Here is a 25,065-nt window from a genome sequence, read left to right as displayed (position 1 = left end):
ATGGTTGAGCGCCGAGAGGGGCGGCACCCGGGTGGGTGCCGCCCCTCTGCTGTGCGTGCAGGGAGGGTGGGTCTGGTTCTGGCCACCGTACGCCCGTTAGGGTGACGTTGCTTCAGAAGAGCCGAGTCACGGGGGGCAGTTGTGGCCAACGATGGGCTGCGCGCCGATTCTGAGGTCCTCAAGACCGAGGGCTTCAACATGTTCACGGTCGGCCAGGACTTCAGCAAGGCGGTGCAGGCCCTGCAGACCGGCCTGACCGCGCTGGAGGGCGGCAGCGGTGCCACTCCGCCCTGGGGCGACGACGACATCGGCGAGAAGTTCGGGGTCGTCTACGAGGGCCTGCGTGACGGCATGTACCAGTCGATGGGCAGCCTGGCGGAACGACTCGCGGGGATTGGGCTGGCCTTCACAGAGATGGGCGTGCGGCACGAGCAGAACGAGGGCGACGAGGACGCCGCCTGGCGGGACCTGACGACCAAGTACGACGGCCAGGTGGAGATGGTGACGGGCGTGCACCATGAGCGTCGTCGGCAAGAGCCCTGAGCCGAGTCCGTGGGCTGTGGGTGATCTGAGTCCGTGGGGCTGTTGGGTGACCCGAGTCTGCGGGCTGTGAGTGACCTGCCCCTTCCGCAGCGTGAGCGCCACCCGCGCAAGTAGGGTGAGGCACACCCTTCGTTCGCACGTCAGGAAGAGGCTCAGCAGCATGACCGAGGCACGGGACAACGAGGTCGAGACTCAGGTCGAGGACATCAAGGCACGCAAGGAACGGGAGCGGGACGAGCTGTATGCCCTCGACATCTCGGGGGTCGAGTGGCACTCCGCGCCCGGTACCGAGTCGCACGAGGAGCGAGTCGAGATCGCGTACTTGCCTCAGGGCGCGGTGGCCATGCGCTCGTCCCTCGATCCCGACACCGTGCTGCGGTACACCGAAGCGGAGTGGCGGGCGTTCGTACTCGGGGCGCGGGACGGGGAGTTCGACCTGGAACCTGCGCCGCACAACGGTGGTGTGTCGGCCGACTAGTACCCGACCAGTACCGGGCCGGCCCGGCCATCAGCGTCGTACGCGAAAAAGTCCGTACGCCGCGCTCCGTGGTCAGTACAGCGAGAACCCGCCGCTGTGGCGCCCTTGGCTCTTCTTCGCCGTCTGCGAGCCCTGCCCCTCCGAGTTCCTCGGCTCGGACGACCCCGAGGAGGGGCCACCGCTCGCAGGCGTCTCCCCATGCCTGATCTGGTCGCGCTCCTCCTCGGACAGGGCCTCCCACTTACCCCGCAGAGACTCCATGCCTCCACCCAGGGCGCGTGCCACCGCCGGGTCGTCCAGGGCGTCGCGCAGGGCAAGGCGGCCGGAGAGCAGCTTCTTCGCCGCCTCCTGCATGTCCTTGCCGACGCCGTCGGTCCCGGACAGCTTGCGCAGGGCGGAGTTCAGAGAACGTATCTGCTCCGGTTCGAGTGCCTCGTCCAGCACACCGCGGTCCGGCGAAGAGCCCTGCGGGTTCGGTGAGTTCTCGGGTTGCCTGGCCATCTCGCTTCTCCTCGCTGCTCGTTACCTCTCGGCACTCGCAGTATCTCCTGTCACGCACAGATGCCATGCTGACCCCCACTGCCGAAGAGGAGAAGGACCGCATCGTCATGGCTCGAACGCAAGGCACAGGAAAAGGCACCGGAACCGACCGTTCCCTCGCCGGCCTCGTCGGACGGGCCTTCGGCCGCCTCGGGCGCGCGGGCGGGCTGGTCTTCCTTCTCGCGGGTCTCGCCCTGAGCGGATTCGGCGCGTACGAGGGGGCGTACGCGGCGGGTTGGGCGGGCACGCACGGCACCCTGACGGTGGAACGTTGCGACGTGAGCTACCCGAACAACGCCTCCCGTAGCAGCCGCAAGAATCGCCGCCCCGTCCGCTGCGAGGGCACCTTCGCCTCCGATGACGGCAAGAGCACGGACGCCAACGCCGCGGTGCAGGTCAGGCAACGCTTTGCGCAGGGCACCGAACTGTCGGTCCAGCAGACGGACCCGCCGTCGACGGACACCGCGACGGATGCCGACTACGTCCAGACCGGAATGGACCGGGCATGGCGCTGGTTCGGCGCCTTCTTCGGCGGCTGGCTCCTCACGGGCCTCGGCGCCTTCTGTCTCCTCACCGGTTTCGCTCCGTTCGGCCGGAGCCGTATCTCGTTCGACGCGGCGTGGGAGGCGGCGGGGCGGGGAGTGACGCGGCCGGTCGTGATCGGGATGATCGGGGTGGGGCTTGTGGGGGCCGGGGTGTCGTTCCTGGTCAGTTACTTCGTCTGAGCCGGGTTCCTGGTCAGTTACTTCGTCTGCCCCGGGTTCCTGGTCGATTACTACGTCTGACCCGGGTTCCTGGTCAGCTAATTCGTCTGACCCGGGCGGCGACCCGGCTGACGCCGGAGAATGGCCTGCACCCCGTCAACTTCGCGCAGCGTCGCGGCGTACGCGGGCCTCGTATTCATGTTGGCGCTCGGTGTTTCTCGGCGTGTTCCTGTTCATCGCCAACTGGGCGAATCGCCGCACCAGGCTCCTCGTCGACCACACCGGCCTGTGGGTCGCAAACGGAAACATTCAAAACGTCGTCCCCTGGCAGAGCCTCGCCGGAGTCGGCCTCCGAGCGCGCGGCGGGCCACTGGCCGAACCGACGCTGGAGACACCGGCAGCGCACTCAGGGCCGTACGCCGTGACGTCATCACATCGGCAACCGCATCGGCAGCCGTGCCGCGGGCTGCCGCTCCGGGCAACAGCGGTGACCTGCAACAGATTTGTGACAGCAACCCTCTGAAGTTGCCTGCGGGTGAGTCCGTAAGCTGTGCGCACGGCTGTACAGCTATGTGGTTTCCCTTGATGAGTGAGGGAGTTGTACGGCCGTGTTGTCTGACGGGGGTGCTTTCTGCTGTGTCGATGATGCTGCCGGACGAGCTCGAATGGGTTCTCCAGATGCTCGGCTACAACTGGCCGACGGCAGACGAGGACAAGCTCAGAGACTCGGCCGCCCTGTGGCGGAAGTTCGGCGACGACGTCACCGGACTGCACACTTCGGCGAACGCCAGCGCCCGCACGGTGACCGCCCACAACGCCGGCCAGTCGATCGACGCGTTCAGCAAGACGTACGCCAAGTTCGACGGCGGAGGCGGCTCCGACGGCTACCTCGCGAACGCCGCCCAGGCCGCCCACATCATCGCGAACGTGATGGAGGCCTGCGCGTACCTCGTCGAGTTCGCCAAATGGGCGGTGATAGCCCAACTGATCGCCCTGGCCATCCAGATCATCGCCGCCCAGGCCGCCGCGCCCTTCACCTTCGGCCTGTCCGAGGTCGGCGCGCTCGGCGCCACCCAGGCCGCCCGCCTGATCGTGCGCCGCCTCCTCGACGAGCTCAAACAGGCCTTGGTCGAGGCGATCGTGGAGGCGATGAAGGAGCCCGCGGTCTCGGCGATCGAGGCGATCATCACCGACCTCGTCCGGCAGACGGTGAACGTCGGCTTCGGCGCCCAGCAGGGGTACGACCTCGCCCACACCGCCAAGGCCGGCGCCCAGGGCGGCCTGGACGCCCTCAAGCAGACCCCGCAGACCCTGGCCGAGGGGGTGCGCGACAGCCTCGGCAAGAAGGCGGGCGACCGCGCCCACCACGCGATCGACAGCCGCATTGACGGGTACAACGGGTCGTCGGGGATGCCGGGCAGCAATGGCGATGGCGGAGACGGTGGCAGCGGGAGCCGGGACAGCGGCGACTCCGACTCGGGGAGTTCCGACTCCTCTTCGGATTCAAGCTCGTCGGGATCGGACTCCTCCACCTCTACGCGTACGAGCACAGGCACCGATGTCGGCTCGAACATAGGCGGCGGGATATCCGCCGACGCCGGCGGCGCAGGCACCGGCACACCGGATGTGGGTGCCGGCCCCAACTCCGGCTCGGGTTCCGGTTCCGGTTCCGGTTCCGGGGAGAGTCCGTCTTCCTCGGACACGCCGTACTCGAGGCCGACGCCGTCACTGTCAGGGCCGTCTTTGTCGGACTTCGACGACCCCACGCCCGGCGGAGCCTCGCCCAGCGCTCCGGACACCAACAGCTCCTCCGGCAGTCCGAGCACGTCCGGCCCATCGGGAAGCAGCGGCGGCTCTTCCGTCTCCGGCCTCTCCTCACCGACCGCCCAGTCCGCGCCCACCCCCGCATCATCCGGCGCTACGTCGTCCTCGCCAGGGGGCGGCACGATCGGCACCTCGATCGACAGCCTGGCCGCCAGCGTCCCCACCCAGTCCAACGCGGCTCCCACGCCGACGACGAGCGACCCGTCCCCCGCGGGTACCGGGGGCCGCGCGGATGGCGGCTCGGCCATACCGACGTCGCCCGTGGCGTCCTCCACCGCGGGTGGCACGGCCGGCTCGCACCACACCGGGAGTACGTCCGGCAGCACGCCCTCCGCCACGAGCCCGACCGGCCCGACCCCCAACTCGGGCGCGGCGAGGAACCCTTCCGCCGGTACGCCCTCCCCCACGGGAACCGGACCTGCCTCCACCCCGAGCCCCACGTCGCCTACGACGCCCCGGAGCACCCCGACCCCGACGCCGGACGGCCGCACTCCCGGTCCGGCGGACGGTCGTACGCCTGGCACGCCGGACGGTCGAATACCGACCCAGCGGACCCCGGGTACGACCCCGAGCGACGGCACTCCGCCCCGGAACACTCCTGGTACAACGCCGGGGGACCGCACTCCGCCCCGGAACACCCCTGGTACAACGCCGGGCGACGGCACCCCGACCCGCAACACGCCGGACCCGACCGGCGGCACCCGTACCCACACCCCGGGCCAGACCCCGAGTACGAGCAGCCCGAGCCAGAACCCGGCCCAGTCGACTCCCTCCAGGACCGCATCACCGTCCACGAGCACCCCGTCCACGAGCACCCCGACGACGACGCCCTCGACGTCGTCCAGCGCCGGACCGGAGCGCGCCTCGACGCCGAGCAGCAACACCCCGAACGCTTCAACACAGCCCGGCCCCACCGCCGTCACGAGCACCCCCGGCACACCGGGCACCCAGAACCAGCCGGGCACCGGCTCCACCCCCGCAAGGCCGCCTCACCAGCCCGCGGGCAGCACGCCCAACACCCCTAACACCCCCAACACCCCGCAGCAGCCGGCCGCGCAGCCCAACACGCCGCCGCAGAACACACCGCCCAACCCGCAGCATCAACAGCAACAGCAGGTGACAGCGGTCCCGATCCACACCGTCATCACCACACCGAGTTCCTCGACGCCACCGTCACACGCGACCCCGGCCACGCCGCAGCCGCCGGGCTCGCCCCAGGCCGACACCGGGTCCCCCGAGAACCAGCAACACCCGCAGCAGGACAGTCTGGAGGACATCCGCGGCGACCTGGACCACTACCCGGGAGGCCTCTCCGAACCAGACCCCGACGACCAGCAGGCACTGGCCGACGCGGTCCCGCACAACGAAGACGGCACCCCGGAGCGCTTCCCCGACCCCTTCGGCCCCTGGACCCAGCTCCAGAACGACGGCGGCAACGAAGTCCCCGGCCGCAGCAACAACTGCGCCGACTGCTCCCGTTCCTTCCTGGAGACCTGGTACGGCAACCCCCAGGTCTCCGCCCCCCGCACCCTCGACACCGACGAACACGGCAACCCCGACCCCTGGTCCCCCGAGGACAACGCCAACGAGAACCAGATCCGCTGGACGGGCGCCGCACACACCTACGCCGGCCCCGGCAACGACCCCGACACCGCCAACAACATCGCGTCGGTCCTCCAGCAAGCGGGCCCCGGCTCGGCGGCCATCGTCCAGGTCGACTGGCCCGGCGGGGGCGGCCACGCCTTCAACGTCGTCAACCACGACGGCAACATCGTCTGGATCGACACCCAGAGCGGCGAGGTCAGCAACGAGCCGCTCCACATCGACAACGCGGAACACGTCTGGCACATCCCGCTGGACGCCAACCGCAACCCGATAGACCTCACCCAGCCGGACGCCACCGACTCCGAGAGCCAGAACGACGAGTCGCAGAACCAGCAGAACGACGAGTCCCAGCCGGAGAACTCCGACAACAACGCGCAGCCGGAGAACAACCAGAACCCGCAGAGCGACGTCTCGGGCGACGACACGGACACGGGAACCAACTCCCCCAAGTCTGCGGACCCGGCAACCCCAGACGCACCGAACAATGCGGACCCCGCACAGCCGTCGACGGCCGACCCGAGCACGTCGCCAGACCCGACAAATACGACGCCGGACCCGACGAACGGCGAGCCTGCAAACGAGAACGGCCGACCCCGAACCGAGACCAACAACCCGTCCGAACCGGACAGCACGCCTGATGGCCGGGAGCCCTCCCAAGGCACTCCGGAAAGCCGACAGCCTTCCCCGGACGACAGCAACGCTGATCCGCGGCAGCAGCCGCAACCTCAGCAGTCGCCCTCCTCCGAGACCCCCTCGGAACACCGGCAGCCGCCCACCCACACCACACCCGACAACGCCGACAACGGCACGCCGGACAAGGTCAAGCCCCCGACCCGGACTGCGACGGACACCCCGAACGACCCCACCACCAACCGGGACGCGCCTCAGCAGACCACCACACCCACGGACCCGCGCACGTCCACTCCGCACCAGCAGACCGCGGACCCCCGGACCACCGACCCGCGCACTGCGGATCCGCGTACGTCCGATCCCCGCACCTCGGATCCGCATCGGGACACTCCTGCGCAGAAGAGGCCGGAGACCAACGAGCGCCCAGACAGCCAGCGCCCGAACACCCCGCCGCGACCGGACGAGACGCACTCCGGTCATGTCGATGATCCGCGGTCGGATTCGCCGGACAAGGACCGGTCCGAGACCCCGGACCAGACACGTCCCGACGACCCGAATCAGTCGCCGGCCGACGACCGTCGCGACCGCCCGACCGACATGACCAGGGACTCCGCGGTCCCCACACGCGAGAGCCTGCCGGACGGCAAGAACGCGGATGCGGCCGGCTATGTCAAGGACTCCGTCAACGGGAAGAAGCCGCTGTACGGCGACATCGCGGCCGAGAACCCAACGCGGAATTCCCAGTCGGCGAGCCCGGATCGCCCTTCCGGTCCTGCGGAGCCCGCGGGCAGCACCCCCGACGCCAACGACCAGGAAAGCCGTCGGCAGCGCGATCTGGACATGCTCGCGCGCGCCAATTCGGACGACCCGAAGAACAAAGCCTGGTTCGAGAAGTACTACCACCCGAGGAGCGGCTACCGCCGGAGTGTGACAGCGCCTGCCGAGGACGGCCGTCCAGTCCCCCAGCTGCATCCCACGAACGATCCCAACACCCCCTGGATGCTGGCCAACGACGCACCGGACGCCGATCCGGAGTCGTACATCGACGAGGGCGCGGATTCGGGTGAGCGGGACACGGAGATCTCCAAGGAGAACCTGGAGCGGCTCGACGAGGCCGCCAAGGCCCGCCAGGACGCGATCAACGCGGACAGCCAGCCCCACAAGGACCGGAAGGCGGCCAAGGACGCCTATGAAGCGAACAAGACGCCCGAGAACCTGAAGAAGTTCGAGGAAGCCGACGCAAAGCACAGCCCTCTGCACGGAAAGATGACGCGAGCCAGTGAGGACTACGGCGAGGCGGTCGCTGAGTTCCACGTGATGCCCCGGCACTTCGAGGACTACCACCGCGTCGACGATCGAGCCATGGGCAACAACCGGTTCGACCAGGTCTGGATGGATCCAAGCACCGACCCACCCCAGTTCGTCGTTGTGGAGGCCAAGGGCTCACTGGAAGCCGGGCTCGGCGACCGGCGAGGGCTCGCGCCGGAGCAGAGTTCGGACCAGACCGCTGCCCCGGGCGATCCCAGCCAGGAGCAGGGTGACGGTGCGCAGAACGAGGACCAGGCCGGGCAGGATGCGCCGAGTCCTGGCGTACCGAAGGTCCGTCAGGGCACTCGCGCGTACTTTGAGACGATCCTGCATGAGATGGAGACTCGCGCCCTCCGGAACGAGTTCAGTGCCAAGACAGATGACGAATTGGCGGCCGCCAAGGCAGAGGGGCAACTGGCAGACGCCCTCGACGAGGCCCTGAACGCGAACCCACCGCGGATCAAGTACATACTCGTCAAGGGAAACTCCTCCGGAGGCGAGCACCAGGGTTACGAGATGAAGCAGTTCGACATCAGAACGGAAGCAGAGAAGAGAAGCGATGCAGATTCCGCGGCATGAATTCCCGACACGAAATGTCCCGTCGGTCCTCGAATCCAGTGCCAATAGGTTCTGGCGCAAGGTTCAGTATCTACAGGACGAACCGTCGGGGTTCTCGAACGTTCTGGCTTCTGCTATCCAGATCTTCGGCACGCATTGCGCCGTGGACCCGGAGGCCGACAAGCTGGAGACCTGGGAAGCCTGCGTCACTGCCATGCAGGTCGGCTCCGCCCTCTTCGAGTCAGCCCAGGCCACAACTGACAGCATCGAATGCCGCATCGACCACAAGATGCGGACCATCCGCGCCGGCGCCCTACCCCGCGCTCACGCCGGCAACTGGCTCAACGCCTTCTGGCTCGCCTGCGTCTGCCGCGAAAAGAAGCGCATGACGGAACTGTGCCAGTTCCCCGTCGCACGACTCAGGCAAGCCGACGGCGTCTTCGACGAGTACATCTACCACTGGGTGGAAGCACTGCAGGCCTACTGGCTCAAGCGCCCCGAATTCGGCGACAAACTGGTCGCCGCGGTCGACGGAACCGACCCCGCCGTCCTACAGCACGCACCGCGCGACGGCGTCCTCCAGATCATGTATCCACCCATGAATCTCCTGACCCAGCTGGCACGCGGCGACCAGGACAAGTTCAACGCCGAACTGGCCAAGGCCATCGAGTGGCACAAGGACTACTGGACCCGCGACGAGGACCGCGAATTGACCGCCCAAGGCCTCATCGCCCTGGGCCCGCTGGCCCTCACCTGCCTCGCCATCCAGGCCGGCTTCACCATCACCGTCGAGTCCGAATACCTCCCCAAGCACCTCATCGCCGGCGCGTGGATCAACGAATTCCCAACGTAGTCCTCAGCCCAAGCTCCCCCACGGCACCCTGCCGAACTGAACGTCTACGAGTTCAACATCAGAAAGGAGGTTGGAGAAGGAAAGCGATGCGAATTCCGCGACATGAATTCCCGACGCGAAATGTTCCGAGGATTCTCGAATCCCATACCGAGGACTTCTGGGAGGACGTTGAAGGCCTACACAAAGAACCTTCGTGGTTCTCAAATGTTCTGGCTGACGCCATAAACCTCCTCGGCCTGCGTTGCGTCCTGGACCCGGAGGCCGACAAGCTCGAGACCTGGGAAGCCTGCGTCACCGCCATGCAGGTCGGCTCCGCCCTATTCGCGTCGGCCCAGGCCACAACCGACAGCATCGAGTGCCGCATCGGTCACGAGATGCGGACCATCCGCGCCGGCGCCCTGCCCCGCGCTCACGCCGGCAACTGGCTCAACGCCTTCTGGCTCGCCTGCGTCTGCCGCGAGAAAAAGCGAATGACCGAACTGTGCCAGTTCCCGGCCTCACAACTTCGGCAAGCCGACGGCGTCTTCGACGAGTACATCTACCACTGGGCGGAAGCACTGCAGGCCTACTGGCTCAAGCGCCCCGAATTCGGCGACAAACTGGTGGCCGCGGTCGACGGAACCGACCCCGCCGCCCTGCGACACGCACCGCGCGACGGCGTCCTCCAAATCATGTATCCACCAATGAACCTCCTCACCCAACTCGCCCGCGGCGACCAGGACAAGTTCAACGCCGAACTGGCCAAGGCCCTGGAATGGCACAAGGACTACTGGACCCGCAACGAGGACCGCGAATTGACCGCCCAAGGCCTCATCGCCCTGGGCCCACTGGCCGTCACCTGCCTCGCCGCTCAGGCCGGCTTCACCATCACCGTCGAGTCCGAATACCTCCCCAAGCACCTCATCGCCGGCGCGCGGATCAACGAATTCTGCACGTAGCCCCAGCCACACACGCCAAGCAGCAGAAAGGCAGCACATGGCTCCGGACATCCCAGCCCCAGCACCGCAAGGCCCACCGACCACCCCGGACCAGGCCATCGAAATCGTCCGCACCCGCTACGCCCAACCCAAACTCCCCGACGGCACCCCTGCCGAGCTCCAGGTCCACGAGTTCGACATCGGCTACCTGGTGTACGCAGTCTTCCCACCCCGCACCGACCCCACCGGCCGCCCCCAACCCGCCCCACCCGGCGGAGCCAAGATCGTGGTGTCGAAGGAGACCGGTGAAACCGTCACCGTCCCCAACTACCCGATCGAGCAGGCCATCGCGCTGTACCGGAAGAACCGCACGCGCAACACGTGACGGCCGGGCAGGCCCACCCGGGCAAGCCCCTCCGCACCGCTCTCCCTCGACCGCCCCACCACCCCAACCAGGACTGATACCCATGGCCGGCGCACCCGATGGCTACGCACCGCACCCCTACATAGGCGGCCGCACGGCAGTGCTGCGCGCCCTCGCCGCCTGGCGGGCGGAGTGGCCGAGCATCCCGCGCGTCCTGGTCCTGACGGGGAACCCGGGCAGCGGTCGATCGCATCTGATCACCGGGTTCCTGATGCTCTGCGACCCGGAGTACCGCAAGCGGCTCCCCCTGGACGACCTCCACCCGTCGACCGTGCCGCCCGAGCGGCCAGCCCCCGCCGTGCCGGGGGCGGCCGGGATGACCGCGGCCCAGGTCATCTGGCTTCTCGCCGATCATTTCGGCCTGGAGGCCGACGACGTATCGAGCGTATTCACCGAGCTGGCCGCCCTCGCGGGCCCCGTGACCGTGGTAGTGCCGGACGTCGACCGGGCCGGACCAGTACGCACTACGGGCGAACCGGCCCGGCTCACGCAAGAGGTACTCAAGCCTCTCGCCGCCATCGAGACGGTCCACCTGCTCACGGAGATGCCTCGCCGGCTCGCAGACGAGTTCGCAGCCGGCCTCCCTGTCGGCACCGTGCAGGTCATCGATCTCGATGCACCGCAGTGGGCAGACCCGCAGAGCCTGGTGCTGCAGGCCGAGGCGCTGCTCAACCCTCAACTCGGCGCGCCGGACATGCCGTTCACCACCGACACCGCGACGAGACGGTCTCTCGCCGAGGCAGTCGGACGCCGAGCCGGAACCAGTCCGCTCACCGTGGAACTCGCCGTGCAGAGCATCCTGACGAGTCCGGGTACCGTCGCCCCGCGCGACGATGCCCTCCTCCCCTCGTCCATCGGCCAGGCACTCGACCTGCACGCCCGCCGCCTCGGAGCCGACCCGCAGACACTGCGTCACCTCCTGGCGCCCCTGGCCCTCGCGGAGGGCGACGGTCTACCCGTCGACATCTGGGCGCGGCTCGTCAACGCCGTTGCGGGCAAGGACATGAGCGGAGTCATCGCGGGCAGCAGCGCGCTGACAGGACCGTTCGTCCAATCGCTTCAGTCGGACGGGGACGGCGGCACACGTACGCTGCTCCAGCTCCTGCACCCGGCCATCGGTGACGAGATCCGTGCCGGTCTGCCGAACGTCCGCGCGGCTCAGACCCAGATCGCGATGGCCCTGCTGGAGGCGGTGCCGGAGCAGGCCTGGAGCAAGGCCGACCCCTACGTACGCGACCACATCGCGGGCCACACCCTGGAAGCGGGCCTGCTGCCCCAACTCCTCACGGACCCAGGGCTGTTCGTACACGCCGACCCGGTGCCGCTACGCGCCGCCGTCGAAGCCATCCCGATCGCTGAGCTCGGCGCCCCGGCCCGCACATACCTGCGTACGGCCCCCCTGCTGACCCGCACCCAGGCACCCGCCATGCTGCGCGCCGCCCTCCTGGAGACCGCGTTCGTCGAGGACGGCCTGCCCGACTACGCCGACGCCATCCACCGGCTCGGCCTCAACCTGCCCTGGCAGACCGTGTGGAGCCTGCCCGTCCCCGGTATCACCGCCGTAACCGTCGGCAGCCTGCCCCGTCCTGAGGGTCCGGCCACCCCCGTCGCCGTCCTCGTCGTACCTGCGGGCACGCCCGGCGCGCACCCGGTCGGCGAGCCCGGCGCGGGGGATCGTTCCGCGGTGCTCGTCCACAGCCTCGCAGGCGGCACCGACACCGTCCCCGACCTGACGCAGGTCCTGCGCCCCTCCGAGGACGAGCGCGCTGCCGCCCCACTGGAACTGAGCCGCGGCGCCGACTACCTGCGCGTCTGGGACCGGGCGAGCGAGGTAGTCGTGGCCACGCTGCTGTCCGACACACCCTTCACCGCCGCCGACCTCTCCCCCTACGGCATCCTCCTCGTCGCCACCGAGCGCGGAGCGAAAGCTCTCCGCATCCGCTAGTGCTGTGACCGCATAGGTTCGCCGGGTCGGCGGTCGTGGCGGTTGCATGTGCGGTGACATCCGATCCGACCGCTGGAGGCGCGGTGGCCGAGCCCGTCCGTGTGCGCAGACTGACCGACCACGAGGGGCAGAAGCTGCAGCAGATCGTGCGCCGGGGCAGCACGAGTTCGGTGCGCTACCGGCGGGCGATGATGCTGCTGGCCTCCGCTGGAGGGGGCACCGGCAGCGGATGATCAGGCGGATCCCGGCCGGCCCGCGGAGCGGGTATGTGCGGCGCTGATGTGTCCTCAGACGCCCGCTTCCACCAGGTCGTCGGTATGGAAGGTGCGGCGGTAGGAGGCGGGTGAGACACCGAAGGCGGTGCGCATGTGGGCGCGCAGGGAGTTGGCGGAGCCGAAGCCACAGCGGTGGGCGACCAGGTCGATGGACAGGTCGGTGGTCTCCAGCAACTGCTTGGCCAGTTCCAGGCGTTGCGCGGTGAGCCACTGCACGGGGGTCATGCCGACCTCGTCGCGGAAGCGGCGGGTGAAGGAGCGCAGGCTCATCCGGGCGTGTTCGGCCAGGCGGTTCAGGGAGAGGGGTTCGCCGAGGTGTTCCAGGGCCCAGGCGCGGGTGGCGGTGGTGGTGGCGACGGTGGGTTCGGGCACCGGGCGGTCGATGTACTGGGCCTGGCCGCCGTCCCGCCAGGGCGGGACGACGCACATGCGGGCGGCGCGGTTGGCGGCGGCGGCGCCGTGGTCGCGGCGGATCATGTGCAGGCACAGGTCGACGCCGGCGGCGACGCCCGCGGAGGTCAGGACGTCGCCGTCGTCGACGAAAAGGACCTCCTCGTCGACCTTGACGCGGGGGTAGGCGCGGCGGAACTCGGGGGCGAGGTGCCAGTGGGTGGTGGCGGGCCGGCCGTCGAGGAGGCCCGCGGCGGCCAGGACGTAGGAGCCGGTGCAGATGGACACCAGGCGGGTGCCGGGCCGGATGCCGGCGATGGCCGCGGTGACCTCGGGCGGCAGCGGGCCGCCGCGGCCCAGCTCGGGCATGGCGTGCGTGGGCGGGACGATCACGGTGTCCGCGGCGGCCAGGGCCTCGGGACCGGCCGCGGGCTGCACGGTGAACCCGGCGTCGCTGAGGACCGGGGCGCCGTCGGCGGTGCAGACGGTGACCTCGTACAGCGGGCGTGAGCTGGCGTCCAGGACGCTGCCGAAGACGCGGGAGGGGATGCCGAGTTCGAAGGGCGGGACGCCGGGCAGGGCGAGGACGGCGATGCGGTGCCGCCCGGCCGCGTCGGCGCTCGGGTCGGGGCGGGGGTCGGTGCACGGCCACTGCATCTCACTCATGGCCAGATCCTGTCACATAGTGGCCAGACGGCCAACACCATGGTGGGGGCGGGTGCCGGATCGTGGACTGCGTCGCGCCGGGAAGGGCCCGGGCGGCCGGTATCCGATCAAGACGGAAAAGAGTGAGGCGGACAGCATGCGTGCGGTGGTCGTGGAGCAGTGGGGCGGACCGGAGGTGCTCGTGGAGCGTGAGGTCGCCCGGCCCGAGCCGGGACTGAACGAGGTCCTGGTGCGGGTCCACGCGGCCGGTGTGAACCCGGTGGACTTCAAGACCCGGGCCAGCGGGGCCCTGATCGAGTGGGGCGAGGTCCCGGCGGTCGGCTGGGACGTCTCCGGCACCGTGGAGGCCGTCGGACCGGGCGTGGGGATGTTCCGCCCCGGGGACGAGGTGTACGGCATGCCGCTGTTCCCGCGGCAGGCCGGCGCCTACGCCGAGTACGTCGTCGCCCCGGCCCGCCACCTCGCGCCCAAGCCGGCGAACCTCACCCACGTGCAGGCGGCGGCGCTGCCGCTGGCCGCGCTGACCGCCTGGCAGGCCCTGGTGGACACCGCCGGGGTGCGCGCCGGTGAGCGGGTGCTGGTGCACGCGGCGGCCGGCGGGGTCGGCCACCTGGCCGTGCAGATCGCCAAGGCCCGCGGCGCGTACGTCATCGGCACGGCCAGCGCCGGCAAGCACGACCTGCTGCGGCAGCTGGGCGCCGACGAGGTGATCGACTACCGCACGGTCCGCTTCGAGGACGCCGTCGGGGACGTGGACGTGGTGCTGGACGGGCTCGGCGGCCAGAACGCCGAGCGGTCCCTGACGGTGCTGCGCCCGGGCGGCCGGCTGATCACCCTGCCCGGCCCCGACGACGTCCCCGCCGACGTCCCCGGCCACGTGCGGGCGGTGTGGATGCTGGTCGAGCCCGACCACCTGGGTCTGCGCGAGATCGCCGCCCTGGCCGAGCGGGGCGCGCTCACGCCCGTGGTCGAGACCGTCGTCCCGCTGGCCGAGGCCGCGAAGGCGCACGAGATCGGCGAGCAGGGCCGCACCACCGGGAAGATCGTCCTGAGCGTCGCCTGACGCCGGCCGCCCCGGCCGCCCCGGCCGGGTCGGCTGCGGGCAGGTGGAGCGGGACTGGAGCCCCGGGACCGACCGATTCTGATCTGGCCTCACGCCTGGATAAATAGGATGAAGACAAGGAGAGGCGCCCCATGCGAGCGTTCGTCGTCACCAAGTACAAGGAGCCGCTGCAGGAGGCGGACGTCCCCGAGCCCACCGTGGGGGAGCATGACGTGCTTGTGCGGGTGGAGGCCGCCGGGCTGAACCCGCTGGATGAGAAGATCCGCGCCGGTGAGTTCAAGCAGATCCTGCCCTACAAGCTGCCGCTGATCCTGGGCAACGACGTCGCGGGCACCGTCATCAGCGTCGGGACGGCGGTTCGCGGCTTCAGGCCCGGAGACGAGGTCTACGCCCGGCCCGACCAGGACCGCATCGGCACGTTCGCCGAGCGCATCGCCGTCGCGGAGGGCGACCTGGCGCTCAAGCCCGCCTCGATCAGCATGGAAGAGGCCGGCTCGCTGCCGCTGGCGGCGCTCACGGCCTGGCAGGCGCTGGTGGAGCGCGGAAAGGTGCGGCCCGGGCAGAAGGTCCTCATCCACGCCGGGGCCGGCGGGGTCGGTTCGATCGCGATCCAGCTCGCCGCGCACCTCGGCGCGAGCGTCGCCACGACCGCCAGCGGTTCCAACGCGGACTTCGTGCGCGCGCTCGGCGCGGACACGGTGATCGACTACCGCACCCAGGACTTCGAGCAGCTTCTGACCGGCTACGACCTGGTGCTGGACAGCCTCGGTGGGGAGACTCTCGAGAAGTCCCTGCGGGTGCTCAAGCCCGGCGGCAAAGCCATCGGGATCGCCGGCCCCCCGGACCCCGCGTTCGCCCGCGAGGCCGGCCTGAACCCGCTGCTGCGCCTGGCGGTCGCAGGCATGAGCGGCAAGATCCGCAGGCAGGCCAAGAAGCTCGGCGTGACGTATGAGTTCCTGTTCATGCGCGCCAGCGGCGACCAGCTCCGCCAGATCACCACTCTCATCGACCAGGGCGTGGTGCGTCCGGTCGTGGGAAAGGTGGTCGGCTTCGACCAGACCCCGCAGGCGCTGCAGTCCCTGTCCCAGGGTGGCATCCGCGGCAAGGCCGTCATCGGCCACAGCTGACCCGCCGCAACCGCGACGGGCGACACAGAACGCATGAGGACACCACCCATGTCTGTCGCCTCCCAGTCGGTCGGACGGCGCGAGCGGAACAAGCAGGAAAAACTCGACCGCATCGTCGCTGCCACCAGTGAGCTGTTCGCCGAACACGGCGTCGATGAGGTCACGACCCAGCAGATCGCCGACAAGGCCGACATCGGCACCGGGACCCTGTTCCTTTATGCCAAGACCAAGGGCGAACTCCTCCTCCTTGTCCAGAACGCCAAGTACGTCGAAGCACTTGAGCAGGGCCGGGCGGACGCCGAGACCGTCCCAGGCGTGCTGGACGCGGTGATGGCGATCGTCCGGCCGATCGTCGAGTGCAACCGCACCCAGATCGACAACGGACGCACCTACCTGCGAGAGATGGTCTTCGGCGACCCCGAGGAGCCCCGGCACGGCGCAGCACTCGCCATCGTCGCGCAGACCGAGGAGGCCGTCGCCGCCGTGCTGCGCCGAGACGAACGGGTCGCAGAGGGCGACGCCGCGACGCTGGCACACATCGTGTCCGCCGTGATGTTCCTCAGCATGGCGGCGAGCGTGAACATCGCCTTGAGCGTCGAGGAGATCGTGCAGGACATCCGCAGGCAGGTCGACGTCCTGCTGCCTCGCTGAAGCGCGGCCCCAGCCTCAGGCCCAGGCGACCATCCGGGTAGTCCTCGGCTGCAGCATGGCCCGAATCCCCAAATGGCAGGTCATCCGGCCGTTGCTACCCATACCGGCATGACTGGACGGGTGGGGCGGCCGGCCGGAGGACTACCGCCACCGCGTGCTGCTGGGATTCCGGAAATTGCCCACCTACGTGGCGTCGAGTCCCCGTCGCACAGTCCCTGTCCCCAGGATTCCGGGTCGAGGCCCGTGTGGTGCGGTCAGGGCTTTGTGGGTCGATTCAGCAGTTCAAGGGCGCCTTCGACGCGATGATGCCGTCCTACCGCGTCGTGCGTGGCGCAGGAGGCCAGGTCGGGGCGCTCGTAGGGCTGCCGGCAGACATGGCAGTCGTAGGTGACCGCCCCACCACTCGAACGCCGCCCGGTCGTCCATGGGCGCATCACGCCAGTCCCGCCTGCCTCGCGCGAACCACAGGAAGTCGAAGTACGTGCGCAGGTCCCGGACATGGGCGGCCTGGGTGTTCCACGGCGAAGACGCCAGCCACACCGAGAAATACCGGTTCAGCGCCACGTCGTACACGCCCGCCGGACTGATCAGGAACGGCTGCCCCTCGGGCACCCCCCAGATCATCCAACCCCTCACCGAGATCGGCCAACAGGGAGCTGAACTCCCGTGCTCGCCAACCGGTGATCGACATGACGCTGGACGATAGTCCGTGGACAGCTCAACAGCGCATAACAGAAGTGGGACGGTTACCGCGCCCTGGCCGGCCGGTGGGCCGACCGCCGTGTCGCCCTACGGAGCCGCAACGGCAGCGATCTAGTGCTGTGACCGCGTAGGTTCGCCGGGTTGGATCAGGCTGCGGTTGTGAGGGGGCGTCCGCCCCATCGGGTGCCTTTCTCGCTGCGGATGCGGGCGCGTTCCTTGCGTTCGGCGGCCAGGACGTCGCAGTGGCGGGCATTGGCGTTGCGCCAGCGGAGGTAGGAGTGCAGGGCCCTGGTCTGGACGGTGTGGTTGGGGTGGTGGGAGTTGGCGATGGTGAACTGCCGCAGTGGTCCGAAGTGCGCCTCGATCGGGTTCGCCCAGGAGGCGTAGGTCGGGGTGAAGCACAGCTCGACCTTGTGCTTCTTTGCCCAGCGGCGGATGTCGGCGCCCTTGTGGGCGGACAGGTTGTCCAGGATCACGTAGATCGGTGCGCCGTCGGGCCGGGCGGCGCGGATCGATTTCAGCGCGGCCAGCGTGTTCCCGGCACCCTTCTTGCGGCGGTTCACGCCCCACAGACGGTCGTCGCCCACCGAGTAGCAGCCATGGAAGTACCGGACGCCGTGGGTGCGATGGTAGGTGGCCGGCAGCCGGTCGGGCCGGGTCTGTTCGGCCCAGCAGCTGCCGCCGATGGGCCGGATCCCGAGTGGGCCGAACTCATCGAAGGCGAATACCCGGTCCGGGAAGCGGTCCAGGACGTGCTCGATACGGTCCAGCTTCGTCTCCCGTTCGGGGTCCGGGGACTCCTTCCAGGTCTTGGTGCGCTGGAAGGTGACGCCGCGGCGGGCGAGCAGGCACCGTAACGCCTCACGGCCGATGCGAATCACCCGGCCGTGGACTTTGCGCAGGTAGGCGACGAGCTTGCGCAGTGACCAGCGAGTAAAAGGCTGGCCGAGCTTGACCGGGCGGGTGGTGGCCGTCTGGACGACGAAGTCCTCTTCGTCAGACTTGAGTTGGCGGGGACGGCCTCCCGCCCACCGAGGGTCCAGGCAGGCCAGGCCCTTCTCGTTGAACGCGTGGATCACATCCCGGACGGTGTCCTCGTCGGCCTGCACCAGCTGTGCGATCACCGGCACCCGTTTTCCTCCAGCGGAGGCCAGCAGCATCATCGCCCGCCGGTAGCGCACCGAACTCGTGCTGCCCCGGCGCACGATCTGCTGCAGCTTCTGCCCCTCGTGGTCGGTCAGTCTGCGCACACGGACGGGCTCGGCCACCGCGCCTCCAGCGGTCGGATCGGATGTCACCGCACATGCAACCGCCACGACCGCCGACCCGGCGAACCTATGCGGTCACAGCACTAGACGCACCCGGCGACAGCGTCGTACCGGACACAACCCGACGCGCCACGGGGTCTCACCGCAGCCCGCGCCCTGCCAAACATGACCCTCAGCGCCCTTCACGCGGCCCGCTCCAGCTCCGACGGCCCCCTCCTGATCTCACTGATAGCTTGCTGCCTTTACCAGTTCACTCCGTGGGAAATCAATGAGCCAACCGCCGTTCCAACCGCCACAGCCACCGCAGCCACCGCAGCCACCGCAGAATCCCTACAACCCCTACAACCCCTACAACCAGCCCGCCCCGCCGCAACAGCCACCGGGGTTCGGACCGCCACCTGCCCCTGGACAGCCACCGGGGTTCGGACCGCCGCCCGCGCCTGGCCAGCCCCCGGCGTACCCGGGAATGCCGCCCACCCCCGGGCAGCCGCCGGCGCAACCGATTCATCCGATGCACCTCGCGCCACCGTTCCAGGCGCCCCCCTTCGGGCAGCAGCCGAACGCAAGCGGTCATCCGGTCGGCGCGGTCTTCCTCGGGTTCTTCAGCTCGGTCATCGTCTCGCTGCTCTACAGCGGTCTCATCCTGGCCACGTACAAAGAGCAGTCGCTCACCACGGCCCACACCCTCTACTTGGCCCACGCACTGGTCAACGGAGCCATAGTCGGCTGCCTGGTCGGCTTCATGGGGCACCGCAGCAATGGCGCCCATATCGGTGGGGCCGTCATCGCCGCGCTCGGCGCCTTCTTCGGCTTCACCAACGCCGTCCCGCTCATCATCGCCGAGAGCCAATCACCCAGCGCCATCGGGGACATGATGGAGGCCGACCCCTTCATCCCGGCCAAGGCCTGGTGGAACAACGAAATCGACGGCGGAGTCGACTGGTCCTCGCCGCTCGGCCTCCTGCTCGCCGCAGCCGCCGCGTGGGGCCTCGCCTATCTCATCGGAAACAAGCGCCGTCAGGTCTGACTTCTCATCAGGTGCCGGTCCGGGCCACCGCCTGGCGCCCGGTCGGTAGCCTGAGCGCCGGTCCGGAGACCCAAGTCGCTGTGCCTCAGCGGAAAGCAGGGCTGCACGCCGGGATCGAACAGGAACGCCAAGAGGCAGCAGAGCGCTCGGGCACGGCACAACGCCAGACTCGTCACAGTGGCCACGACTGGAAACTCTGACCGGTGCACAACCTGCCAGCCGCATACTGCGGGGGCACCGAATGAGCGAGCCTCCCGCCGGCTACGCCGATCCGGGCGGTCGCGTAGCCTGCCACATATGCTGATGCATGACATGGGTGACGGCAGCCGGGAGCGACTGTCAACTCGCATCTGGTGGAACGCGGCAATGCTCGCCGGCACCCTCAGCGCGATGGTGGCCTTGGGCGGCATCGCAGCGACCGTCCTGCCGGGCTCCGACGTCGCCGTGCGTGTGGCGACCGGAGCCCTGGCTGTCGTCGGCGCCACCGGAGTATGGGCGGCCGTGCGCAGCTATCGCAGCCGCAGCGGCAAACTCTTGGCACTCGCCCTGACGTGCGCTCTGGGGAGCACCGCGGCGCTGGTGGTACTTCGCAGCGGGGCGTGAGTCGGGGCCCTCGAGCGGCATCGAGCGATACATATCAGGCGGACGCGGACAGGGCGAAACGCCGTAAGACGCCAAAACAGGATGCTGTCGGAGAGCGCGCTGACGGAGGGCCCTGCCGGGATCATCGCGGCGAGGGCCGACCGAAAGACCCCGCCCTCATCAGGCCGACCGAAGCCGCCAGCGCCCTGGCACGGCAAGCCGATCGCGTTGCGAGCTCTCCAGGGACGCCAGTACAAACGTCAACGGCAGCGTGGCACAGCGACCACGAGCCCTGTCGCCCCCTTCAGCGCCTTCTGGACGATCCAGGCGGCCGGAATCAGCGGTCCGATCGTGCAGCGGCGCCGAGCGACTTTTCCACGGAGGCAGGCCACCACAGCGGCGATACGACCAGGAGTGCCCAACGCCGGTCATGCGTCGATCAACCGGCCCACGACGCCATCCCGGCCTGAGCTTGTCGTAAAAGCCTTACCGCACCCCCGCCCGGCGCGATACTTCCATGAGCTCGCCACCGCCCGGGATGGTGAGGACACCGAATCCCCTCGTGCTGGCGCCCTGTTCCTGCCAGACACCACCGGCGTACCAGGCGCCTTGCTCCAGCTCTTCGGGCCAGCGGCGTCGGTGGAGCGGGTTCCTCGCGGACATAAGACCGGTCAGCTCCTCGCCCTCGTGATACCGCAGTTGGACGGGCACACCCATGACGTCCTTGATGCCGGAGGGCCTGTGCGCTGCCGGGATGAGCTGCCACGGATGATTCTCGAGCACGCGCCGGATGCGCTTCAGGCATGCCGTCCGGTCGCGATGAAGGTAGACAAGCGCCAGATAGCAAAATGTTGCCAGGACGATTGCTCCGGCAGCCCTTCCCTCCTCGTCTGCACTTGAGGCATTGGGAAAATACACCAGGTACGCAACCCAGGACAGGGCGTACAAGAAGTGCCAGATCCTGAGACGTCCCTTCCCTTTGCGCCACGCCTTCTCCCAGGCAGCCCGTGTTCCAGGGTGTTCGAAGGCACATTTACCTGGAGGGGCCGGGACGTTGACGCTACCCTGATTCGCTGGCGTCTCGCGCTTATCGAAGGGAACGCCCGTACCGCTCTCGTTCACAGGTTCTCCTCTAGTACGGTTCCGAGAGCTCACAGGATGTTGACATCACGCCGCATGGGTCCGCGGGAGCTCGCCGCCTGAGCGTAATCGACACAAGACTCTACTCGTATATAAGCTGCCGCCTCGGTGGGCAGTGCCTGGGAAGATCCATCTGCCCGTCTTGCGTTGAATTTCCCTTCTTCTGTCGCTATGGGGGCGCTCGGTGGCGGACCACTTCAAGGTCGACCTCGATCAACTGGACAGATTCGTCAAAACGTTGGAACAGGCGGTGAAGGACCTCGACGAAGCCCGTAAGGCGCTCTCACATGTCCGCGCCGCCGAGATCGGGACGCCGCGGTTGGATAAAGCGTGCGACACATTCCAGGAGAGATGGAAGTACGGCTCCGAGCAGTTGAGCGAAATGATCGGCGAAATCAGTAAGGGCGTGAAAGCCAACAAGCTGAGTTACGAAGAATTCGAGGAGAATCTGGGAAGAACCTTGAAGCAGATGGCGGAATCATCTACTTCGGGTGGCGGGGGGAAGGACTGATGGCTGCGAACCCGTATCCGAGCCTCGGCTGGAACCCGGTGCCTGGCCTACCCGGTGAGGTTGCCGCGCTGCAGCAGAAGGTGAAGGCCGCGGCAGCCTCGCTGGACAGCTCCCACCGCCAGGTCGAGAGGCTGCTCGGTGAGAGCGCCCACTGGGAGGGAGACGCGGCGGATGCCTTCCGGGAGGCGCTGGACGGTGAACTGCCGGAGTACATGAAGAACGCGGCCCATTCGCTGCAGAAGGCCGCGGCGTGGCTCGATGTCTGGAACGGAGACCTCTCCTCCCACCGCGACCTGGCGAAGAAATACGACGAGGACGCGGGGGAGAAGAAGACCGCTGCGGAGAAGGCGAAGCAGCAGCATGACGAAGCCGCCCGGCACCCCGACCTCCAACTCGCCGGGCAGGAGTTCCCCAGCCAGCATGAGGCCGACGCCGCGACGGCACGCCTGCGCGCGGCCGAGCGCACCCTGAATGAGGCGACCACCCAGCTGAACAAGGCCAACGAGGCGTACGAGGACGTCATCGCCAAGGCCCGCGCGCTGGAGACGGAACACAAGGATCGGGCCGACACTATCGCCGACAAGCTCGACGAGGCAGACGACAAACTCGCGCCAAAGGAACCCGGGTGGTTCAGCAAGACCCTTGAGGGAATCGGGAACGCACTCAAGAATGTCGGCCAGTTCCTGCTGGACCATGCGGGAACCATTGGTGCCATCGCCGGCCTGCTGGCACTCTTCCCCACCCCGCTTGCCCCTGCTTTTGCTGCTATTGCAGTCGTTGCCAGTGCCGCGGCACTGGGAAAGAACCTCGCGAGTGAGGACTTCAGAGATTCACTGATGGGGGAGCACGGGTGGAAGGCAGGTCTGACTGCTTGGGGTTCCGCTATCGGCGACACCCTCGGGGTGGTACCGGGAGTCGGTGTGCTGGCCAGGGCGGGAAGCGAAGTGGGCCTGGCGGCTGCGGTTGCCAGGGAGAGTGGTGAGACCATGTCGCTGGGTGCCAAGGCCAGTTCCTTCGCGAGCGAAGTGAAGGCCGTCAACTGGGACAGGGCCGTGGACGTCGCCACCAGCCCCACCAAGATGCGCGACTGGGCCCTCAACGGTGTCAACGCGGCCGCGAACTCGGTCTCCTCAGCAGAGACTCTCGGGTTGCTGCCCGATGACGGCATCGGCCACGACTCCACAGAGTCCACCAAGGCGGGAGTGGCGCTGTCCGGCGCGAAGGACACGCTTGGACTCTTCGGCACTGATATCGCTGAACTCGCGGGGAGTATCCGGCTGTGACCAACAACCTCGGCGATGCGAGCACCGAGTCGAAGCCGGTTTTCTGGTACGGGCTCCCCCACGGGTATCTGGAACTGGATCTCAATCCATCGCCTGAGGGACTGGAAGAACTAGCCCGACAAATCAGTGCACTTCCCAATGATGTTCGCGACCGGGCCGACCAAATATTCCGTCTCCATGCCACGGTCGTGATGATGCTGCAGAAGCAACCGGTGGCGACGTGCGCGCTCGGCATGCACCCTGATGCCAGTGGGAATCCTTCGTTGTCGGTTCTCACGATTTCAGCCATTCCGTCTCTGGGAGCAAGTCCCAAGCTCGCCCTTGCCGGAATGGTGACCGACAGTGCGGGAGGAAGTGCCGACAACGGCATGCGGCCCTTTGAACTACCCATCGGGACGGGGTTCTTGTTCGAGCGGGTACGTAAGACAGTGGCCCCGGGTGTCCCTCCTGAAGGCCAGGAGGAACCCTTGGAGGGTACGATCTGGCAGGGAACAGTGGCGATACCGGACACCCGCAGTTCTTCGATCATCACCGTGCAGTTGGTGACGGCGGCGGTCGAGCTCGCCGACGACTACCGTAGCGTGCTGCTCGGTACGGCACGTACCCTCACGTTCACCAGCCCGGAAACAGCGGGGGCGGAACACGACTCGGTGGTCACGGTTTCCGGTTCCGCTGCGCAGGCGATAATTGATGATTTCGGATGAGCGCGGATAACCGTGACGGAAGTGCCGTTCCGCAGTTTCCGTCGAAGCCGACATCTCCCTGATGCAATAGACCGGTGGGCAAGATGACGAGCCGTAAGAAGACATGATTCGTACCTGCGGGTCGTTCATCGGTCAGGGAAATCCGCTTGCTTCCCCTGACCCGCAACCACGGTGGGGCAACCGCCAAATGCTGTCCCACGCACTCTCGGTGCCGACAGTCATCTCCCGCCCCGGGCTCGCCGATCCGCACGTTGCAGGCGGCATCGGCGGTTATCCCGACAGGCGGAATCGGGACGGTGGTCGCGTACGGTCGAGTCACCGCAGGTGGTTGAGAAAGGCGCTCCAAGCGTGGTGGCTGAAGGCGAGCACGGGGCCGGTTGGGCGCTTACTGTCGCGTACGGGGACTGCTCCGGGGAAGTCGTCGGCGATCTCCACGCAGTTGCCCTGCCCACCGCTGTAGCTGCTCGCGCGCCAGACTGCTTCCGCGACGGCGGTCGGTATGTGGTCTTCACAACTCAAGGTCGGTACTCCTTCGCGATGCGATCGATCAGCGCGAGCGATTCCGTCGGCGGCATCGCAGCAGTGCGTGCGTCGTCGAAGAGGGCGCGGTAGTAAGCGACTTCGTGTTCCCGCTCCACCCAGATGTTGCCCGTCGGAGTCTCTGTGAGTACGAGATCGAGCGAGGCGACCCGCGGGAAGCTCAGCACCAGGTACGGACCGAACATACCCGAGTGCGCACCGCGCGAGTACGGCATGACTTGGACGGTGATGTGGGGCAGCTCCGCCATCGTGAGGAGGTGCTCCAGTTGTGCACACATTACCGACGGGCCTCCAACGTGCTGGCGCAAAACCCCTTCGGCCAGCACCGCCCAGAATTCGAGGGGTTCCGTGTCTGTCAGCCGTCGCTGTCGGGCAAGCCGCACCTCGACGAACTGATCAATCTCCTCGGCGGTCCGCCAAGCACGTGAAGCGACGGTCACTGCGCGCCCGTACTCGGCAGTCTGCAAGAGCCCGGGAACGAGCTGGACTTCGTACGTCCGAACGCGTTCGCAGATGGCTTCCAACTCGATCTGATCCCGGTAGGCGTCACCGAGCACGGAACCGTATTGGTGCCACCAGCCGTCTCGGCGGCGCCGATTGGCCTTTCGAGCCAGAGCATTGAGGCGATCGCGCGTCTCCTGATCTTCGATCTTGTATGCACGCATAAGGGCGTCCAGGTCTGGTGCGCGGACCGGCACGTGACCATTCTCAAGGCGGCTGATCTTCCCCTTAGCCTCGATCGTTCATGAGTCCTCGTCGGTTTGCTGACGGGGACTCTGCGTTTGTGTGGTGCGGTCTTTTCGGGGC

Annotated in this window: 22 protein-coding genes and 1 pseudogene; 17 read left to right on the top strand and 6 right to left on the bottom strand. The window is 68.1% G+C overall.

The window, feature by feature from the left end; genetic code table 11:
- Nucleotides 1–141: 141 nt before the first annotated feature.
- Together ACX28W_RS38200 and ACX28W_RS38195 are read left to right on the top strand one after the other, a co-directional pair.
- Complete coding sequence (locus tag ACX28W_RS38200; protein WP_459004702.1) at nucleotides 142–543, top strand: hypothetical protein; 402 nt, start codon at nucleotides 142–144, stop codon at nucleotides 541–543.
- Nucleotides 544–703: 160 nt separating this feature from the next.
- Nucleotides 704–1,021, top strand: coding sequence for a DUF397 domain-containing protein (locus tag ACX28W_RS38195; protein WP_459004701.1), 318 nt, complete (start codon nucleotides 704–706; stop codon nucleotides 1,019–1,021).
- A gap of 72 nt (nucleotides 1,022–1,093) precedes the next feature.
- Here the strand turns inward: ACX28W_RS38195 and ACX28W_RS38190 are convergent, their stop codons facing one another.
- Entirely contained in the window at nucleotides 1,094–1,522 is a 429-nt protein-coding gene (locus ACX28W_RS38190) for a hypothetical protein (RefSeq protein ID WP_459004700.1), read from the bottom strand.
- Nucleotides 1,523–1,629: 107 nt separating this feature from the next.
- On the opposite strand from ACX28W_RS38190, the gene ACX28W_RS38185 reads away from it, so the two are divergent.
- From ACX28W_RS38185 to ACX28W_RS38155, 7 genes and pseudogenes are all read left to right on the top strand, one after another.
- Complete coding sequence (locus ACX28W_RS38185) at nucleotides 1,630–2,286, top strand: hypothetical protein (RefSeq protein ID WP_459004699.1); 657 nt, start codon at nucleotides 1,630–1,632, stop codon at nucleotides 2,284–2,286.
- Nucleotides 2,287–2,907: 621 nt separating this feature from the next.
- A complete protein-coding gene (locus tag ACX28W_RS38180; protein WP_459004698.1) occupies nucleotides 2,908–8,211 on the top strand; it encodes a toxin glutamine deamidase domain-containing protein in 5,304 nt (1,767 codons plus the stop codon).
- Nucleotides 8,192–9,043 (top strand): immunity 49 family protein, encoded by an 852-nt coding sequence (locus ACX28W_RS38175; RefSeq protein ID WP_459004697.1) that lies wholly within the window; start codon nucleotides 8,192–8,194, stop codon nucleotides 9,041–9,043. Before ACX28W_RS38180 ends, ACX28W_RS38175 begins: the two co-directional genes overlap by 20 nt.
- Before the next feature lie 86 nt (nucleotides 9,044–9,129).
- Entirely contained in the window at nucleotides 9,130–9,981 is an 852-nt protein-coding gene (locus ACX28W_RS38170) for an immunity 49 family protein (RefSeq protein WP_459004696.1), read from the top strand.
- A 37-nt stretch (nucleotides 9,982–10,018) separates the two neighbouring features.
- Nucleotides 10,019–10,345, top strand: coding sequence for a hypothetical protein (locus ACX28W_RS38165; RefSeq protein ID WP_362074750.1), 327 nt, complete (start codon nucleotides 10,019–10,021; stop codon nucleotides 10,343–10,345).
- A gap of 82 nt (nucleotides 10,346–10,427) precedes the next feature.
- Complete coding sequence (locus ACX28W_RS38160; RefSeq protein ID WP_459004695.1) at nucleotides 10,428–12,329, top strand: ATP-binding protein; 1,902 nt, start codon at nucleotides 10,428–10,430, stop codon at nucleotides 12,327–12,329.
- Between the two features lie 83 nt (nucleotides 12,330–12,412).
- Nucleotides 12,413–12,544 (top strand): annotated as a pseudogene (locus ACX28W_RS38155) (IS630 family transposase); the annotation flags it as partial.
- Nucleotides 12,545–12,616: 72 nt separating this feature from the next.
- Here the strand turns inward: ACX28W_RS38155 and ACX28W_RS38150 are convergent.
- Nucleotides 12,617–13,660 (bottom strand): GlxA family transcriptional regulator, encoded by a 1,044-nt coding sequence (locus ACX28W_RS38150; RefSeq protein ID WP_459004694.1) that lies wholly within the window; start codon nucleotides 13,658–13,660, stop codon nucleotides 12,617–12,619.
- 136 nt (nucleotides 13,661–13,796) lie between these two features.
- On the opposite strand from ACX28W_RS38150, the gene ACX28W_RS38145 reads away from it, so the two are divergent.
- The 3 genes from ACX28W_RS38145 (at nucleotide 13,797) to ACX28W_RS38135 (ending at nucleotide 16,501) form a co-directional block, all read left to right on the top strand.
- Entirely contained in the window at nucleotides 13,797–14,723 is a 927-nt protein-coding gene (locus tag ACX28W_RS38145) for an NADP-dependent oxidoreductase (protein WP_010982638.1), read from the top strand.
- A 131-nt stretch (nucleotides 14,724–14,854) separates the two neighbouring features.
- Nucleotides 14,855–15,850 (top strand): NADP-dependent oxidoreductase, encoded by a 996-nt coding sequence (locus ACX28W_RS38140; protein ID WP_459004693.1) that lies wholly within the window; start codon nucleotides 14,855–14,857, stop codon nucleotides 15,848–15,850.
- 48 nt (nucleotides 15,851–15,898) lie between these two features.
- Nucleotides 15,899–16,501, top strand: coding sequence for a TetR/AcrR family transcriptional regulator (locus ACX28W_RS38135; RefSeq protein WP_459004692.1), 603 nt, complete (start codon nucleotides 15,899–15,901; stop codon nucleotides 16,499–16,501).
- A gap of 848 nt (nucleotides 16,502–17,349) precedes the next feature.
- Here ACX28W_RS38135 and ACX28W_RS38130 read toward each other — a convergent pair.
- Complete coding sequence (locus ACX28W_RS38130; protein WP_404749088.1) at nucleotides 17,350–18,471, bottom strand: IS630 family transposase; 1,122 nt, start codon at nucleotides 18,469–18,471, stop codon at nucleotides 17,350–17,352.
- A 511-nt stretch (nucleotides 18,472–18,982) separates the two neighbouring features.
- On the opposite strand from ACX28W_RS38130, the gene ACX28W_RS38125 reads away from it, so the two are divergent.
- Nucleotides 18,983–19,498 (top strand): hypothetical protein, encoded by a 516-nt coding sequence (locus ACX28W_RS38125; protein ID WP_459004691.1) that lies wholly within the window; start codon nucleotides 18,983–18,985, stop codon nucleotides 19,496–19,498.
- Between the two features lie 297 nt (nucleotides 19,499–19,795).
- Nucleotides 19,796–20,101, top strand: a complete 306-nt coding sequence (locus ACX28W_RS38120) for a hypothetical protein (protein ID WP_459004690.1) — start codon at nucleotides 19,796–19,798, stop codon at nucleotides 20,099–20,101.
- Nucleotides 20,102–20,566: 465 nt separating this feature from the next.
- Here the strand turns inward: ACX28W_RS38120 and ACX28W_RS38115 are convergent, their stop codons facing one another.
- On the bottom strand, nucleotides 20,567–20,863 hold the full coding sequence (locus ACX28W_RS38115; RefSeq protein WP_459004689.1) for a hypothetical protein: 297 nt from the start codon (nucleotides 20,861–20,863) through the stop codon (nucleotides 20,567–20,569).
- A 541-nt stretch (nucleotides 20,864–21,404) separates the two neighbouring features.
- Between ACX28W_RS38115 and ACX28W_RS38110 the strand changes: the two genes are divergently transcribed.
- Genes ACX28W_RS38110 through ACX28W_RS38100 form a run of 3 tightly spaced genes read left to right on the top strand, consistent with a single transcriptional unit; the run spans nucleotide 21,405 to nucleotide 23,718 of the window.
- Entirely contained in the window at nucleotides 21,405–21,731 is a 327-nt protein-coding gene (locus ACX28W_RS38110; protein WP_459004688.1) for a hypothetical protein, read from the top strand.
- Nucleotides 21,731–23,014: a putative T7SS-secreted protein gene (locus tag ACX28W_RS38105; RefSeq protein ID WP_459004687.1), complete on the top strand. Its 1,284-nt coding sequence runs from the start codon at nucleotides 21,731–21,733 to the stop codon at nucleotides 23,012–23,014. The genes ACX28W_RS38110 and ACX28W_RS38105 overlap by 1 nt, the downstream gene beginning before the upstream one ends.
- On the top strand, nucleotides 23,011–23,718 hold the full coding sequence (locus ACX28W_RS38100) for a hypothetical protein (protein WP_459004686.1): 708 nt from the start codon (nucleotides 23,011–23,013) through the stop codon (nucleotides 23,716–23,718). Before ACX28W_RS38105 ends, ACX28W_RS38100 begins: the two co-directional genes overlap by 4 nt.
- A gap of 315 nt (nucleotides 23,719–24,033) precedes the next feature.
- Here ACX28W_RS38100 and ACX28W_RS38095 read toward each other — a convergent pair whose 3' ends face one another.
- Complete coding sequence (locus ACX28W_RS38095) at nucleotides 24,034–24,237, bottom strand: DUF397 domain-containing protein (protein WP_459004685.1); 204 nt, start codon at nucleotides 24,235–24,237, stop codon at nucleotides 24,034–24,036.
- Nucleotides 24,234–24,923, bottom strand: a complete 690-nt coding sequence (locus ACX28W_RS38090) for a DUF5753 domain-containing protein (RefSeq protein ID WP_459004684.1) — start codon at nucleotides 24,921–24,923, stop codon at nucleotides 24,234–24,236. The genes ACX28W_RS38095 and ACX28W_RS38090 overlap by 4 nt, the downstream gene beginning before the upstream one ends.
- Nucleotides 24,924–25,065 lie beyond the last annotated feature (142 nt).

The sequence above is a fragment of the Streptomyces sp. SD15 genome, from assembly GCF_054462255.1.
Note: the sequence above shows the minus strand (reverse complement) of the source record. Positions and strands in the feature narration are given on the sequence as shown.